The 15,584-nt window shown below is 43.4% G+C and carries 17 protein-coding genes; all 17 read right to left on the bottom strand.

Translation table 11 applies throughout. From position 1 onward, the window contains the following. Positions 1-44: 44 nt before the first annotated feature. The 17 genes from PTT44_RS01515 to PTT44_RS01595 all read right to left on the bottom strand — a co-directional run bounded on the left by PTT44_RS01515 (position 45) and on the right by PTT44_RS01595 (position 15,582). Complete coding sequence (locus PTT44_RS01515) at positions 45-3,656, bottom strand: hypothetical protein (protein ID WP_168159646.1); 3,612 nt, start codon at positions 3,654-3,656, stop codon at positions 45-47. After that, entirely contained in the window at positions 3,646-4,059 is a 414-nt protein-coding gene (locus PTT44_RS01520) for a hypothetical protein (RefSeq protein ID WP_168159647.1), read from the bottom strand. Before PTT44_RS01520 ends, PTT44_RS01515 begins: the two co-directional genes overlap by 11 nt. Beyond that, complete coding sequence (locus PTT44_RS01525) at positions 4,059-7,166, bottom strand: tape measure protein (protein WP_168159648.1); 3,108 nt, start codon at positions 7,164-7,166, stop codon at positions 4,059-4,061. Before PTT44_RS01525 ends, PTT44_RS01520 begins: the two co-directional genes overlap by 1 nt. 63 nt (positions 7,167-7,229) lie before the next feature. Continuing rightward, positions 7,230-7,379, bottom strand: a complete 150-nt coding sequence (locus PTT44_RS01530) for a hypothetical protein (RefSeq protein ID WP_168159649.1) — start codon at positions 7,377-7,379, stop codon at positions 7,230-7,232. 486 nt (positions 7,380-7,865) lie between these two features. After that, a complete protein-coding gene (locus PTT44_RS01535) occupies positions 7,866-8,093 on the bottom strand; it encodes a hypothetical protein (RefSeq protein ID WP_168159650.1) in 228 nt (75 codons plus the stop codon). 13 nt (positions 8,094-8,106) lie between these two features. Then, positions 8,107-8,385 carry a DUF2845 domain-containing protein gene (locus tag PTT44_RS01540; RefSeq protein WP_168159651.1) on the bottom strand — a complete coding sequence of 93 codons (279 nt, stop codon included), beginning with the start codon at positions 8,383-8,385 and terminating at the stop codon, positions 8,107-8,109. A 70-nt stretch (positions 8,386-8,455) separates the two neighbouring features. Then, positions 8,456-9,022, bottom strand: a complete 567-nt coding sequence (locus PTT44_RS01545) for a hypothetical protein (RefSeq protein WP_168159652.1) — start codon at positions 9,020-9,022, stop codon at positions 8,456-8,458. Positions 9,023-9,092: 70 nt separating this feature from the next. Further along, a complete protein-coding gene (locus tag PTT44_RS01550) occupies positions 9,093-9,836 on the bottom strand; it encodes a hypothetical protein (RefSeq protein WP_168159653.1) in 744 nt (247 codons plus the stop codon). Then, positions 9,829-10,008: a hypothetical protein gene (locus tag PTT44_RS01555; protein ID WP_168159654.1), complete on the bottom strand. Its 180-nt coding sequence runs from the start codon at positions 10,006-10,008 to the stop codon at positions 9,829-9,831. The genes PTT44_RS01550 and PTT44_RS01555 overlap by 8 nt, the downstream gene beginning before the upstream one ends. A gap of 7 nt (positions 10,009-10,015) precedes the next feature. Next, entirely contained in the window at positions 10,016-10,438 is a 423-nt protein-coding gene (locus tag PTT44_RS01560) for a phage tail terminator protein (RefSeq protein WP_120401647.1), read from the bottom strand. Next, complete coding sequence (locus PTT44_RS01565) at positions 10,413-10,910, bottom strand: phage virion morphogenesis protein (protein WP_168159655.1); 498 nt, start codon at positions 10,908-10,910, stop codon at positions 10,413-10,415. Before PTT44_RS01565 ends, PTT44_RS01560 begins: the two co-directional genes overlap by 26 nt. A 7-nt stretch (positions 10,911-10,917) precedes the next feature. Continuing rightward, complete coding sequence (locus tag PTT44_RS01570; RefSeq protein WP_058869392.1) at positions 10,918-11,361, bottom strand: gp436 family protein; 444 nt, start codon at positions 11,359-11,361, stop codon at positions 10,918-10,920. A gap of 8 nt (positions 11,362-11,369) precedes the next feature. Continuing rightward, entirely contained in the window at positions 11,370-11,723 is a 354-nt protein-coding gene (locus PTT44_RS01575; protein WP_168159656.1) for a hypothetical protein, read from the bottom strand. 10 nt (positions 11,724-11,733) lie between these two features. Beyond that, on the bottom strand, positions 11,734-12,807 hold the full coding sequence (locus tag PTT44_RS01580) for a major capsid protein (protein WP_273795520.1): 1,074 nt from the start codon (positions 12,805-12,807) through the stop codon (positions 11,734-11,736). 3 nt (positions 12,808-12,810) lie between these two features. After that, positions 12,811-13,194 carry a hypothetical protein gene (locus PTT44_RS01585; RefSeq protein WP_216076770.1) on the bottom strand — a complete coding sequence of 128 codons (384 nt, stop codon included), beginning with the start codon at positions 13,192-13,194 and terminating at the stop codon, positions 12,811-12,813. Further along, positions 13,194-14,153: a hypothetical protein gene (locus PTT44_RS01590; RefSeq protein WP_168159658.1), complete on the bottom strand. Its 960-nt coding sequence runs from the start codon at positions 14,151-14,153 to the stop codon at positions 13,194-13,196. Before PTT44_RS01590 ends, PTT44_RS01585 begins: the two co-directional genes overlap by 1 nt. 223 nt (positions 14,154-14,376) lie before the next feature. Beyond that, positions 14,377-15,582 (bottom strand): phage head morphogenesis protein, encoded by a 1,206-nt coding sequence (locus PTT44_RS01595; protein ID WP_168159659.1) that lies wholly within the window; start codon positions 15,580-15,582, stop codon positions 14,377-14,379. Between the last annotated feature and the right edge of the window lie 2 nt (positions 15,583-15,584).

The following is a 15,584-nucleotide window of genomic DNA, read 5'->3' on the forward strand; positions in this document are numbered from 1 at the left end:
ACCCATAAAAAAGACCGCCGAAGCGGTCATATTTGAATTAAAAGTTAAGCCACCCGGTCAATGTCACCGCGCAGCATGATTTGGAATGAGTCAGACAACACCGTAGGTTCAGACTGCTTCACGGTACGAATCACCCAAATCGGATGATTGGCTGCGATGGTATTAAAACGCAGCACGTTGCCACTTGCCCAACCATTGCCCCAACCTTCCTTTTTGATGGTGAAATAAGGTGCATTGGTGACTGGATTAATTGGAGCACAATCTTCCGTCCGCACACCTGTTCCGATCTGGCCAGAGCTTTCACCAATGATTCGGAAAGCATCATTCGAGGTAAAGACAATCGCCCAACGTTCCTGAATATTGCCTTTATTGGTGACAGCAATCGGATACAGTGTGTCGTTGTAATTCGCTGAGATGGCTGCACCAACCGCCTCATCTTTCCAGAGGCTGTCCCAAGTCGCCTGTACAAACTTTCGGGTATAACGCGCTTGCATGTCACCAATTACCAGTGCAGAACCGACGATGGTATGCGCTGGATCATAGTTGTGCGTCAGCGGCTTGGTGAAAGTCACTTGGCCATTGATTTTGACATCACGAACTAAACCCATATCTTGGTAGCGATACTTCGCTGTAAGTGGTCCAGTGAGATTACCCAAGGCAAAATCACCGTTTAAAGTCACCTTGCCGTAGTCATAGTCCACTGTGTACAAATCAAATGGAATTTTAATACCATCAGCATCTTCAAGTTCACACCAGGAGATCCGTGCATCATTCAATGGGTAGGTTTGGCCAGCAATATAATCAGGTAATTCCTGCGACTTACTTGCACTCACAATCCCAATCTCACCCGATCGGAAAATCGGTACCCGACCATCAATCGGTAAACGTACTGCAGACAAGCCCAACAACTCAGCATCAATCGGGATATAGCTATAACCGACTGCACTGTATTTGACGGTTTCAGGCAGGACCATAATCGGCTTGTGAATCCACTGCTTGCCATCTTTGGTGTATTCCAGCTCAGCTACATACCAATCCTGCGCCATAATTTCAGCACGGTTAGCAGAAGTCACTTCAATCTTTTGACGAAAAACAAACTGACCATAGCCTTGGTCAAAGTTAAAGAAGCAATCGCACTCTGCGGTATCAATGGTACCTGAGCCATCAGGGGTGATATTCAATACACCGCCTTCCACCTTGGTGGCAGACAAAGTTAAAGACTGCGCCCGGATCGGGATCATCGGTGCACGGAATGACACTTGGTTGGTTTGAACGCTTTCAAGTTGAGTCACCAAAGTCTCTAAAGTCGGATTATTCGCCCCACCTACATCCCAAGCGGATAACTCTATAACTCCATTTCCATAATGGATCTGACCTGCTACCGTTCCCGCACCCGTGGTCACCGATGGATTACGGTAAAGCGATCCGAGTTTATCGACATAGGTTGAGCTGGCTAAGGTAAAGCGAACCGAACCTGCAAGAATCTGCTCAGCAAAGCCTTCGGTTAAATCCGTTTTTAACACAGAACCAATCACTGTATCCGACCAGGATTGAGCCGCAGAACTATCTCGATACGAGACACTCACCGTCACCGCAGTTGCTACTTCATTCAGGCTTAGAGTATGGGTCTCACTGGTATTTTCATACTTAATGGTCATCCCCAGCAAACCAGCAGCAATCGCCTCTTGATCGGTATTATATTTGCCATAAAACGGCTGCATAATCTTCTCGCGTTCGATCGCTTCAAGTGTGGTGCTTGGGGTGATACTCATGGTACGAGACGCATAGTTGATCGTGCCTTGTTGCTGACCTGCACCATTGATTAACCGCCCTGTGGTGGCATCAATCGGCATATCACGCAGCTCAACTTCACCTGAATAATTCATATACTTGACAGGTACACGCACTTTCACCGACTTCGGAATCAAGGCAGCAGATCCATTATCCAATTCAATTGAGATGCTGCCACTGGTCGGTACCGCAGTCACTTGAATTGAAGACTTGGTTCCTTTTTGCCCTGATACATTAAACGTGGTACCACCATTGGGTAATAGGGTCGGCATCAGCTTGGCCACACCATCCGCATAATCAATGGTGCCTGTGGCATCACCTGTAAATTGCCCTTGGCCATTATCGCTTGCAGTCTTGGTGACGCCATTCAATAACCAGTCAACGATTAAGGTCCCAGCCACAATCGAGTCGTTTACAGGGATCTCGATATAGGCATTGTTGATGGTTAATCCTGAGCGCTCCTGAGCCGTGATCATATTGTTCCAAGTCATCAGAATTGCACTGCCGACATCAGCGAGCTCACCTGTGGTGAGTGCCATGGTACCCGTATCGTAATCAATACTGCCTGAACCAAAGGAGGAATCAGCACCACGTAATTGGCCTGCACCATTGTCTCGAAGCGTGTAGACCTGATTCTGCACCAGGTACGACACTTGCAAACTACCCGGTGATGGCAACGGGACCAAATTTTTTACCCAGTTAAAACCGATGTTCTCCTGATTCACATAGATCAGCTCGGATTCAACTGGTGCTGTTACGGCTGCTGCAGGCATAAAGTTAATCGTTAAATTTGTTGTACCTGTCCCCGCGCTTGCATTCCACGCAATCGAACCGTTTTGATAGTTGATTGTGCCGATAGAAGTACCTGCAGCATTCTTAAGTTCACCGCCGACGTCGCTAATCGCTGAGCCAAATAAAGTAAACTCTACTGACTTCGGCATGACTGATGAGCCGAGATATAAGCTCGACACAGTATTGATCGTGACATTGTTAAAAGTCTTGCTTAGCACACCATTCTTGGCTTTCACCAAGGCCACAGAATCACCTGCAGCATTGATATTCACCATGGGGGTTTCTGTCTGCGCTGAGGGCACCAACTGCGTATAAACATCCTCTGCAACCACCGAATAGTCACCGACTTGTGCTGTCTCTTTGAGATTCGCACTGGAGTAATACTTCCCTGTATCCGCCACAATGGTGTCACGGATGATGGTGGTACTCTTTTCACCGCTATACCACTGCTTCGCAGACAGCCCCACAAAATCAGCTTTTAATGCATCACTCAGGCCATAGGTCGCAATCTTATATTCCACCTGTTTTTGATCAACAACCATAAATGCTGTACGTGTAGAAACCTCAGTGATCCGCAGGAATTGCTCAATTTCTAAGTCTTTGCCTTCATTTGAGATCAAGACAATTGACTTACCGATCGATGTTTCAGACTCTTGGGGAAACATCGCCACTTGTAGAGACTTCATGCCTTTCCAATGCGTGTCCAACGGTGTACCAGCAATCTGTGCACCTTTGGCATTATAGTTTTCAATACGGTTCTGCGCTTCTTTACGCTCATCTGTCCAACTGTCAGTACTGAATAACACGGCGGAGACACTTGGATCTTGCGCATTTTGGGAGATAAATACCGTCGCACCCATTAAGGCATCGGTATCGGCTGTATCGACTGCAGCATAGATCTTTTGGATAGATGTACGGCCCGTGGTTCGATCCATCTCAGAAATATCATTGAATAGGTTATTACTTTGCCCGTCGACAATTTCACGGCCTGAGTATTTACCCCCGCCATCATCAGCATCTGTACGAATGCGTTCTGACTCAAGGAGCTTTAAATTATGGGTTTCAATTGGCATCGCTTACCTCAATGAATCGCATGGTGACGTTAAAATAAGTATCAAGTGATGTTGCTGGAGTGCCTTTAACTGTAGAGCTTTCCAGCGCACCGTCTTTATGATTCCAAATCACATTGAACTTGCGTTGGTCGTGTGGCCATTCAAACCGAAGCGTGAATTGCTCCTGCAGGTTCTGCCACAAGCGAAGCGTGTTCAGATCGCTCAACTTGATCCAGCCTTTCGACTTATTAGCAGGCTGTAAAGTGATTGGTCGACCTGCTTGCTTACGTCCTTCTTGAATAATCAAAGCACCACTAATGGCATATTCCTGGTTCTGCTCGATCTCAGACCAGTTTTCATCAGACCAAAAAAAACCATCCTCAATTTGGATGGTTTCTCCTGCGGTTTTACGAATTAACTTCATTACATACTCCGTTTAAGCATTTCAAATTCACGAAGCATCTCTTCAACACTATCTACTGCTTCAGGCGTACCTTGTAGCTCTGCCGCTTTACCACCAGATTGCAATTCAAGCACTTTCTTCTCAGTCGGTTGCATGTTTTCAATTCCTTGTATATCGAATGAAGTCGCAATAAGTGGGGCATCAGGCATTGATGGAATTTGCTGAGCTGAATCGCTGTTATTTGACAAGAATGATCCAACACCACCACCTGAGCCGCGTGATTGTGACTTTGCATTCAGCTCATCAGTACGCGCTTTCATTTTGGCCTTGAAATCATCCCAATGGTCATTGGTAGCCTGCTGCTCAGCACTAATCTCAGGTTGCTCCCGAGAAGTCGCTTGGCTCACTTGACTCACAGTGCGCTGAGTCTCGATTGCTGCTTGCTGGATCTCACCCAGTTTAGTAACCGTGGTTTTGCCTGTGGCGTCTAGTTGAACCTCAAGCCCTAAATAAGCAGCCTTGGCATTCGCAGCAGCCATGACTTGGGCATCGCCCGAGGCGTAAGCTAAACGAATGGTTTCCTCATATGCCTGTTGCAAACCATCTTGAGTGGCCTCACCACTTTTTAAAATCGTATTGAAATCATTCAAGGCGAGATCTGCTGCAAGTTTAAGTTGCTCTTTGGTTTTAATCCCTAACCGCTCAAAAGCTGCTTCGACTGGTGATAGGCTATCGGGAATTTCTTGCACGGCGCGTTTTACAGCCTGCATTCCCATCTCAACTTGTGCAGTTGATAATTTCCCTTGTTCACCAAACAATTGAAGCTTGGCTTTTGCTGCCTCTATCTCAACTTCAGACTTTGCTGATGCTAACCATTTCTCCCACCCCATATACAATGCATTAGTAGCTTGCTCTCCCTTTAAGCCCAGCTCATCAAGGCCATTAGCGTAATTGGTCAAGTGATTTTGGTTAGCGGCAAATTTTTCAGAAACACGGTTGAGGGCAATATCAAGATCAACTCCCAAAGCCTCAGCACCTTTACGTGCTTGTACGAGTGCTTTACCAGTGTTATTTGCACCATCCGTGGCTTGATTAAACGCTTGTACTGAAACTTTCCCAGCTTGATCCATTGTGACTATATAGCCTTTCGCTATTAGATCAGCCTGCATCACGCCATCCATGACACCTTTATTTGCAGCAATAGCAGCTTCAGCATAAGCCGTAACAACCTTTAACTTTTCATCCTCGGTGACTTTCTTGCCATTCAACTCGGACTGCTGGTTAGCAAGCATTTGGTCCAAGGTTGCTTTAGATTTAGCCAGACTTTCTGCATTTTTCTGATCTTGGGTTTTACCGATCTCTTCAAGAGCTTGCACACCTTTGGATTTAAACTCTAAAGCACCATCTGAAGCTTTCTTGTAATACTCCTGAGCTTTTGTTGCCATTGCATCCATATCAGCAATAGCTTGCTGCTTAATATCACCCCATGTGAACTTTGAAACTAGCTGCACCCAAGCAGCTGCTAAATCATAAATAATTCCAACGAATAGATTTGCAGCAATTTGAATGCCTTTAAACCCATCACTAACAAAACCAATGGCAACATTGAAAGTTTGTAGAACCTTGGTGAAGCCATTCGTTTTAGAATTTGCCGCATCAATTCCGTTATTGAAATCATATAAGCCACTTAGTACATCATTCAAGACATCAAGAGTGATAACAAAAGCTTCTCCCACGGTTTCACCAAGTGTTTTAATTGCATCATAAATACTGGTTAGGGCAGTTTTTAAGGCAATAATCGTTGTTGTATCAATTCTCTTAAATTGGTCACCAACCCAAATAAAGCCTTCACCAATATCATTTAATAAGGTTTCTACAACATCCATGTTGGATGCAATCGTAACCAGCCAATCAGCAACTGTTGCACTCGCGCCATTAGACTGATCCATCTTACCAATCAGGATCTCCCAGCTAGTGGAGATACGCTGTAACGCATTGCCAATAGTTGTTGGGAACTGGTCAAAGGTTTGTTGAACTGCATCCTTCTGACTGAGGAGAGCTTTATAGACACGTTCTGCACCAAGCTCTCCATTGTCAGCCATATTCTTAAGTTCACCTGTGGTGACACCCAAACCCTTGGCTAACGCTTCTGCAACCCCAAAACCATTCTCCATCATGGAGTTGTATTCTTCACCACGAAGCGTACCTTGCTGCATACTCTGGATGAATTGCTGTGTAAATGCTTCGCTTGCTTGTGCAGATACTCCACTAATTTGAATTGCTTGATTGATGGTCTTGGTTAAATCAAGGGAACTCTGCTGAGTCATCCCTAAGTCTTTGCCAACAGCGTTCAATCTCGTGAATAAATCACCTGTTGCACTCAAGCTTGAGTTTGTCATCAAAGCAACTTGGTGCACGCCAGCCATTGCAGATCTAAAGTCACCACCATTCTTAGTCGCAATATTGATTCTTGCAGAAAGATTGGTGTAGGAGTCTGATACTTGGCTTAATTCACGTATTCCAACCCCAACACCTAGCGTAGCCATAGCTCCAGCAAGAGCATTTACAGCAAACTTTGCAACATTCAATCCCTTCTGTGCGGTTTGCCCTGCTGTATCCGTATGCTTTAAAGAATTATTTGCCTTACCTACTTCTGTGTGAAAATCAATAAATGCACTTTCAGCTTGTTGAACCTCTCTCTCAAGTTGATCTACTTCTTTTTGAGCAATCTCAATATCTGCAGGAGTAGCTTTTGTTTTTGAAAAGGCCTCAAGTCTAATCTTTGCCTTTTCTAAATCTGATTTTAAGAATGCCAAAGCTTTTACAGACTTATTACCAAAATCAGTAAAGTTAGTTGCAGCACTTTTGGCGTTGTCTCCTGCATCACGAATGATCTGAGTTGCACCGCTTAAAGACTTGGTAAGGCCTTCTGCCAATTCTTTGCTTTTCTCTGGGACAATACTCCCAAGAGCAATAGCAGTAGCAGCACTTGTTTGCTTCAGTTGATCCGCTTCAGTCTTAATCGTTTCAAAAACCTTTTTAGTAACGCTTTCAGACTGCTTGGCAGCAGCAATAAGCCCCCTGCTATCACCATCCATGATGAGTTTAAAAGTTAGATTTTTTGACATAGAGACCTCAAAATTTGGGCATTAAAAAACCGCCCTAAGGCGGTGCGAATAAATGATCAAATACTATTTGAGAGCTAAAATAATTGTCGTAATAATAAAACCCACTGCTAAGACTAGGCTCGTAATTGCTTGTAACAAACCAGCACGATCTGCACCTTTTTCGCTCATTTTTCCATCTCCCTTTAATTCAGATTTTGGTGTATGATTTTGCATATAGATATTTCTCCTTAACTTGTCGGTTGAGTTGATCTAAAAAGCTCGTGATTGCAGTCACGGGCTTTTTGCTTTTTAGATTCTAAAAATCCGTGCTTGAACATATGTGCAAGTATGGGCCTTTAAAATCACGGCTTTGGTGGAAATTCCTAGCTGCTAAAAACACTAATATTTGATAGATAAGTAGATTTGGAATTTCCATTTTCGCGTGTCTATGGTTGTGTTAGGCCTTAAAAAAGCCGACTTGTTAGATCGGCTTCGCTTGGTTAAATCTTAATACTTGTCAATAGGGTTTAAAACCCAATAAGGTCACGAGGTGTCAACAGGTGATTCTTTTCTTATAAGTGTAACTCTATTAAATAAGCCACTGCGAACGACGGTAATGAGCCTCTCTCTTATACGTCTGACTTCTAATTAAAAGAACCACCCGAAGGTGGCTCTTGTTTATTAAATGAATTATTAAAAAAGCACCCTGAGGTGCCTTGATTACTTACCGCATTGAGAACAAACCCAACGATTTGCTACGGCTGAAGCTGGTTTGGCAATCATATGCCATAGAAGTATGAATACCCAGATAATTAACCAAATCCCTCCGGTAAATATTGTTAAGACTAGATGCATCAACCAACTCATTTCTTTGATGTTCTTTTGATGAAGGGTTTGCTTACCGCATGACTTACAAAACATCATTTGTTGGGCTACTTTAGTTGCCATTTCAGTATTCCCCTTAACGCCCACTACGAATAGTAGTAACTTTGCCATCTTCAATTACAACAGTGAAAGTTTTACTACCATCGACATAGCTTAATTCACGCACTGAAACGTCTTTACCACCCACGTTTTTAACATAATCAAAATGTGATACTGGCTGGCCTGCGGCTGCAACGACTTCACCATAACTTTGACCTTTGCGGACTTGCTTACCGTTAATGCTAGCCCCTGCCAAATTTGCATTTGCTAATGTAAAAACAGACATCAAAGCAGCTGTAATTAATAATTTTTTCATGAATTTACCCGATTATTTATATTTAACGGCTAAATCATAACGTGCTCAATTTCACATCACAATGTGAAAATTACTGTTCTTTCTCAAGACTCTTAATGAAATCATTGAACTTTTTATTAATGGCATTCTGCGCCCTAGTCGCGATCGCTAGGTTACGCATTTTAATGCGCTCGGCTTTTTGAGCTGCTTTAAGATAGTGTCGGAATGATCCGTAGCTCATTTGCATGATGCTTTCATGTGAGTGGCCATTGGATACAAGAAGCTGAAATACATCAAACCAACTACTCTTTTTACGTGGATCTACATCGTCCCGATGTTTAGGTTTCGGCTCGGTAAAGAATGCGTCATTCACTTTCATCGCAGCATCCAATAACAAGGTATTGAGTAAGTCCTCGTTCTTGAATAGATCAATGACTTGTTCGAGACTGTATTTCAAACAATGGGTAATCAATTGCGTCGATTCAAATGGATGAGTATTAAAGATCATTTGTGCGGTTTCATCTGGATGATTATTCAAAAAGTCTTTGATGACCTGCGCTGCACCCGACCACTCATCAAAGTTATGCATCTGCAGCTGGTGCACCGATAGCTCACCAACGCTGACAGATCGATTTGAAGCCATAAAAAAATCATTCATGATGAAATCTCAAAAAGTACAGGCACAAAAAAAGATGCCTATTGCATCCTGTTTAAGTGCCTGTATGTGTTTATGCAGCTTTAGGGATTTGGGTGTAATAGCCGTATAAGCCAAGCATACCATCTTTGTCTTTGGTCAGATCACCCAAGGCATCACCGCTGATTTCGTAAGAACCAAATTCTTCATGAATTAGGCCAAAGCTTGAATCAGGTGTTTTCACTGTACGGTGCAGAGCTAAGAACACTTTGTCTTTGCTGATCTTATCAATGCCTTCAAAGAACAATGCATATTCTTTGCCAAAGTCAGATGCGATCGTAGTGTGTGTTACAGCGCCAGTGGTATAGCCAATCACAACTTTTGGCAAATCATCAAGAAACTCGATAGTTCCATAAATCGCATCTAGCTTATATTTCGTTGATTCAATAGGAACTGGTGTTGATGCTCCATCAGTCACTGTTGGTAGAGTCAAATTAAACCCATCTAGTTTGATCTTCTGACCTTTCGTGACTGCACCTAAATCACGGTCAGTTACAGCTTTAGTCGCAACTTCGACATTTTTACCCGAAAGGATATATGCCAGATTATCAGCATCAACCTGCTCAAGTGTGCCACTGAACGAAACTGCAGTGGTGTTGTATAGCACCAAATCGGTCGTATCATCACCTGACATGGACTCGGTATGCTCAATCTTGTTAGCCGTGATTTCTAGCGTAAAGTCTGGGATGTTGCCAAGCTCACGCATAGCACCTACAACACCTTCAACAATTGGGGCAAGTGAGAACTTACCACGCAATGAAATGTACTTCTTAGCCATTCGCCGGCACCTCTTTAGTTTTTAGTTTAGCTTCTGCTTTCAACTCAGGCTTGATTGCTTCAATCACGCCATCCTCTAAAAGCTGTTTAATTTTTTCTTGTGGTAGATCACCCACAATTTGACCATTCACCCATGGACCAATTGGCTTTAGGGCTTTGTATTGCGTTTTCATAAGGTTCCTAAATGAATTTTTCAGATTCAAAGATGATCGTCACATAGGCGAATGCTGCACTATACCCATCGCTAATCGAGACAAATCTTAATTCGCTAGTTGATGAGTCAGGCTCCCATCCTGATAAAAGCTGGATCACTTTTTCAGTCAACAATCCGACTTCATCACTTACAGCACGTCCATCGTTAAGTTGCGACTTTGCATTACGACACGCCACAGTCACAGCCCATTGCTGACCTAGTTTATTTAATGCCCCTCTTCCCACTTCAGCTTGCTTAACAACACGTGCAAAGTTGACATGTACGGATGGCACCACCTGTGACATTTCTGAGATTTGTACTGAATTTAAAGGGGTGTAGATCTTAAGAAAATCAGGAATTTCCTTTAATTTCTCGACTATCTCGTCACGTACTGCGAAGAATGTGCTCATCAATAAAAGCTCCTATAATGTTTAGTATTGATTGCTCATCCTCTGTGTTAATACCTAGAAAAGTTCTTGAGGGGATGTTTACCTCTTTCACCTTCCGATATTGACCACCAACAGCAAAGGTAATGTACTGGCCATTTTTAGGAGTGATATGCGCTCCAAAGTGAAAGACATGGGCATACGTTTTGTTTGATCCCCACTCAATACCGTTTGGACGCAAGTTAAAATGCAGCTCATTCATTAAATCGCCATTATTACGACCAGTCTGACCATTCTGTAGTTTTGCTCTCCATGATTGCTTCCATGGATTGCCATCTACATTGTGTTGGTTAAAAAAACGCTCTTGAGTTGAAGAAACACCATACCCACCAATTTCCACATATAAATCATCTTTATAAGTATCAAAATCACCAAGCTTCTTAAGAATCGCTTCTATTGGTGAGCTATCTGTTTGAATTGAAATAGCAAAGGCCATAATCACCTCACTTAATGCTAGGCATCTTTCCAAGGACATCATCACCAAAGACACCACCTGTATAAGTCGTGCCTATTGGTGCTGTAGATGGTTTATTTTTGGGTTGGTCATCCACGATTTGGCTAGTTTCCACATTCTGAATTTGCAAATGTGCTTTATTAGTTGCAACCAGCTTTAAAAAGCTGACTGCATCCTCATAACGCTTACGCACTTCTTCAGTGGGTTGCTGGAAATAAAGCCGATAACGTGCAATATCACACGCCATTCGCTCTAAATTACTGGGCACATTTGGCAGAGGTAAAGGATAGCGACCACCGATGTACCCATTAATTTCTTCTGATGCGTCTTGTAAGGCATCCTGAACAGCAGTTGATGCACTTGCATGCATCAACTTCAATTCATCAATCTCACCACCAAACCGCGCAACTAGATTTGCTTCAGTCGCGTACATGGGTCACCTTACTTATCGGTAGTAGCTTTCTTGGCTTCGGCGGTGGCTTTCTTTAAAGCAGCTTCAGTTGTGGCTAGTGATTTTTCCAAGCCTTCAACTTTCTTTTGAAGCTCTGCCACTTCTGCATCAGCTTTATTCTTACCCTCAATAAGGATTGCCTCATTTGCTTTCAGCTCTGCAACTTCTGAAGTAAGGCTTGCAAGCTGGGCGGCAGTGCCATCAGCCTTAGGTTGTTCTGGTGCTTTTTCTTCTTCAATAGCTCCAGATGCTAAAAGGGCCTGAAGATGTTTTTCTTCAAGCCCTTTAACTTCTTGCCCTGGTCGGTAGTGGCCGAGGGACTGTTTTGCGATGTACTTTGGCATGTGGTTTTCCTTATACAAACCCGCGACCACCAACAAGACCGTTCTTGTTGTTAGGGATTGCGAGTGGTGATGATTCAGCTAACAGCTCAATGCTAGACGGGTTCTTTTTCTGGTCTTGGGTTAAGAAGAATTCCAAGGCTTGCCCAAATGCCTCTAGGTTTTGAATAGCACAGTGCGCGATCCAACCATTAGCATCATTAATCAAGCCAAAGAAGTCTTCTGGAATAAAGCGACCTGCTGCACCATCCATGTTGTGCTTTACGTCATATGTCCAGATTTCAATATTGTCCACCACACCACGGAACTGAGGTTTATCTTTATGATCAAAAGTCGGTGTTAATGGCACGCTAATACCTGCATAAGGGGCAACAAATTTAGCCACAAACGCTGCATCTTGTTTCATTGCGTTGAAGACTTTTGAACTTGTTAAGATCATATTTGGCGATGAACCGCCATGTTCAATAGATAGATCAATCATCGCCTGCATATCATCTAGCACTTTTGCACCCGATTGCCCCCATTTGATTAATGGAGAGAAATTACAAGCAGAGTTACGACGGTAGTCCACTTCATATTTCGGAAAATCAGCCGAAGCAAATGTGGTCTTGCCATATAACAAGACATCACGTGCGATTAGAAGTTTTCGGTTATCAATAGACTGACGCAGATATAGAGCCTTTTGCGCTTGGTCAATCAAAAGAAGATCAGCATCGCTTAGACGGTTTGAACCAGTTGCAATAACACCATGTTTACGCAATTGAGTAACTAATGCTGCATTTTGAACATCTGCAGGTGTTACTGTCATCATTGGCTTTAAATACGCTGGCTTAACGAATTGTACGTGACCAGACTCTTCAACTTTAATTGGTCGAGCACCAGCATTCGGGGTTACAAATGGAGCAAGCGGAGTGGCTGTATTCAATTCTCCAACTGGCACCACATTTTTGTTATATGACACACGTTGCGGAAAAAAGCGATCGATTAACCAGGTATCTACCTTCTGTGTGGTATCTGTTAGTAACACCAACTGTGGTACATCTAGGAGCTCTACAGGTGCTTCCTGAAAAGTAAAAATTTGACCCATGTCTTAATTCCCCACTACTTTACGTAGTTCAATTTTGTTGTTTAAACCTTGTGCACGAACAGCATCCATCTGACCTGCTGTTAGCTTCACGCCATTGACAGTAACCACAGCCACATCAAAAGGACCTTGTACATAGATCGGCATTTCTAGGTCATTCGCTGCATGGTAGGTTGCTTGCTCCGCTGTGAAATCAGCGACAGCGATAGCATTCCAATCACCAATTACGCCACCCGCCACTTCTGGATGACCAGCCACGTTAGCTGCGTCGATGTTAAGCAAATCTCCTCGCTTATAAGCTGTATTGGTGGTGACCTTTGCATTTTCAGTGCGTACACCATTTCCAACGACCAATTGTTCTGATGTGATCGTTTGAGTAATTGTTCCCATTATTTTTGCTCCTGAGAGGCTGCGAATTTACTGAAAGCCTGATCTAGTGCTGAACCTTGATTACCGCCTTGCCCTTGCCCACCCTGACCACCTGTAGCTTGGTGAGTAAACAAATGCTGAAAGTGTGATGGAATTTGTTGCTGCTGTTGTTGATCTGCTGGTGGCTGAGTACCTGCAGAGAATTGACGAAGTTGTTTAGCTGAAAATGCAAATGCAGAATCATCTAGTGCTTTCATTTCGGTAATATCTTCAGCACTAAATTCTTTGCCCAGATCTTTACCTAAAGCAGTAATTTCTGCTTCACGCTTTGCTGCAGCAAACTGCTTGTTTTGGGTTTCAAGCTCAGAGTTTTTAGTCTCAAGCTCTTGAATACGGGCTTGCGCCTTTTCTAATTCGGTCACGTCTGTGTCCTCTGGTTGGGTTTGTGGTTTACCTGAGAAGGCTTCGATAGTGGTTTGAGTATCCGCACCCACCCCACAAATAGTGATTTCATGCACCCTGACATTTCGAAAAATGTGCACTGGTCCTGTAAATGTCTGACCATTTACTTCAATAGTTTTCCCTGGTCCAATTTCTTCAATGCTTTCAGGATCAGCCCACCATGACATTTGAAATGGGTACTCTTCATCAATGTCTTGAACAATCTCTTTAGCTTTGGGATTACTTAGAAAGTGGCCTTTAGCTCGAAATTTGGTGCTAACATCATAGGAGGTTGCTACACCTACCCGTTTCCCACCAAAATGCTCTTCAACTAAGCCAATCTTTGACTTTAACTGCAGCCCTTGAAGATCAATTACTACACCTGAACGCCCCCAGTAGTAATGGTTGTCAATGCGACCACCGCTATACACCTCAGCATCAAATGTACGGCGCTTCTTTTCCCCATCATCATTGACACTAATGGGTACATTTACAGCCGTAAATTGATGCATGAGATGATTTTTAACTTCATCTGGCATTTTTCATGCTCCATAAAAAAACCGCCCTTTAGACGGCTTCAGTTAATTTTTAATCATGGTTTCTTAGGTGGTCGCGATAGGATGCAACACATAGCACGAACAAGATTATTCACTCTTGATGGGCTACCAATCACAACCACTCTTTTCCCGCAGCCGCATGGCGAATAACCATTTCCATTTCGACCATTTAAACCACGTCGACACGATTCACATTTTTCTGACATTAATTCACCAATGCTTTAAGTGTGTAAATCATCTTGCCATTCAGCGTCTCAATCGAAACCACTTCAAATGACAAACCCATTGGCATTAATATGCCATGACCGGCATTCAACTCGTTTAGATCAATGCCTAGCCCTTTAGCATTCTCAATTTGCAACACCACATCGGAAGCATTCTCCGCTAACAGCAACGGCGAATTAAATTGAATCGTTTGCCCAACTTCATAAGCGACTACATGCTGCAAGGTCACGCCACCTGTCACGATTGCAGCTGAATTACTCGCCACGGCGTTTAAGGCTTGCATGTCCTGTCTGAGCCACTGTTTTAAAACATCGTCCGCTTTCGAGCTCACAGACGCATTTAGGTAGTTCGTGATTGCAGCATCATTGCCCTGCACATAGTCCAAGAAAGTCTTAATCGCACTGGGCCTAATGGATGGATCTAAAGGAATAACTGTATTGGCCACCGTGTTGAATAGATCTCTCGATTTTTCATCCATTGGAGCTAAAAGACTGGTGAGCTTTCTAGATGCAGTCCATTCAGCCTTAATTTCCTCTTTCTGCTCCAGTAGATACTCCTTATCAAGTAATGACTTGGAAATCTTCTGATCCACCAATGCCTCAAACTCTCCAAATTGCAAAGGATGTGAACTCCAATCCAAAGCCTCGGCAACCTCAGGCAACTTATCATCAGGTGTGATGCCGTATTTAAGCGCCTGTTTCTCTTTAAGGGCGATAACAGTACAACGACAGCGGAAACCCAATGGAGGGTAATGCGTTAGCCAAAACGGATGATCAATCGGTAATACAATTCGATTCAATGCTAAATGTGCAGGACGCACACGTGAGTCATTGATAGCCGAATACATTAGATACTGACGTTTGTCTTTATTCCGTTGCTGTTGCTGCCAACGTCCATGACCATAGGCACTTTGGATATTGGTGCGAAATACATTGTCCAGGTAATGCTTAGGTAAAACAATTTCCGATTCAGCTATAAGCTTCTGAAAATCGTTAAAGGTGCCACCTGATGCTAAGGTTTTGTTGAGTGACTTAATCACCGACTCAGCTTGCTCAAGACTAGATAAGAAGCTAACCGTGGTCGCCATCTGCCGTGTCTTAAGATCCATTGAGTAGAACTCATCAGGCAGCACCACTTTCTTACTATGCGCATACTGCAGCGCTTCAAGAAACGTGACTGGTTGCATAA

Origin of the sequence: Acinetobacter sp. Gutcm_16 (genome assembly GCF_028649355.1) — a bacterium.
Classification (GTDB): domain Bacteria; phylum Pseudomonadota; class Gammaproteobacteria; order Pseudomonadales; family Moraxellaceae; genus Acinetobacter; species Acinetobacter johnsonii.

Coding starts and splice junctions, on each gene's coding strand:
- PTT44_RS01570 (WP_058869392.1), bottom strand. CDS start 11,361: ATGTACGCGACTGAAGCAAATCTAGTTGCGCGGTTTGGTGGTGAGATT.
- PTT44_RS01520 (WP_168159647.1), bottom strand. CDS start 4,059: ATGAAGTTAATTCGTAAAACCGCAGGAGAAACCATCCAAATTGAGGAT.
- PTT44_RS01525 (WP_168159648.1), bottom strand. CDS start 7,166: ATGTCAAAAAATCTAACTTTTAAACTCATCATGGATGGTGATAGCAGG.
- PTT44_RS01575 (WP_168159656.1), bottom strand. CDS start 11,723: ATGCCAAAGTACATCGCAAAACAGTCCCTCGGCCACTACCGACCAGGG.
- PTT44_RS01565 (WP_168159655.1), bottom strand. CDS start 10,910: ATGGCCTTTGCTATTTCAATTCAAACAGATAGCTCACCAATAGAAGCG.
- PTT44_RS01585 (WP_216076770.1), bottom strand. CDS start 13,194: ATGGGAACAATTACTCAAACGATCACATCAGAACAATTGGTCGTTGGA.
- PTT44_RS01530 (WP_168159649.1), bottom strand. CDS start 7,379: ATGCAAAATCATACACCAAAATCTGAATTAAAGGGAGATGGAAAAATG.
- PTT44_RS01545 (WP_168159652.1), bottom strand. CDS start 9,022: ATGAATGATTTTTTTATGGCTTCAAATCGATCTGTCAGCGTTGGTGAG.
- PTT44_RS01555 (WP_168159654.1), bottom strand. CDS start 10,008: ATGAAAACGCAATACAAAGCCCTAAAGCCAATTGGTCCATGGGTGAAT.
- PTT44_RS01515 (WP_168159646.1), bottom strand. CDS start 3,656: ATGCCAATTGAAACCCATAATTTAAAGCTCCTTGAGTCAGAACGCATT.
- PTT44_RS01595 (WP_168159659.1), bottom strand. CDS start 15,582: ATGCAACCAGTCACGTTTCTTGAAGCGCTGCAGTATGCGCATAGTAAG.
- PTT44_RS01590 (WP_168159658.1), bottom strand. CDS start 14,153: ATGCCAGATGAAGTTAAAAATCATCTCATGCATCAATTTACGGCTGTA.
- PTT44_RS01580 (WP_273795520.1), bottom strand. CDS start 12,807: ATGGGTCAAATTTTTACTTTTCAGGAAGCACCTGTAGAGCTCCTAGAT.
- PTT44_RS01540 (WP_168159651.1), bottom strand. CDS start 8,385: ATGAAAAAATTATTAATTACAGCTGCTTTGATGTCTGTTTTTACATTA.
- PTT44_RS01535 (WP_168159650.1), bottom strand. CDS start 8,093: ATGGCAACTAAAGTAGCCCAACAAATGATGTTTTGTAAGTCATGCGGT.
- PTT44_RS01550 (WP_168159653.1), bottom strand. CDS start 9,836: ATGGCTAAGAAGTACATTTCATTGCGTGGTAAGTTCTCACTTGCCCCA.
- PTT44_RS01560 (WP_120401647.1), bottom strand. CDS start 10,438: ATGAGCACATTCTTCGCAGTACGTGACGAGATAGTCGAGAAATTAAAG.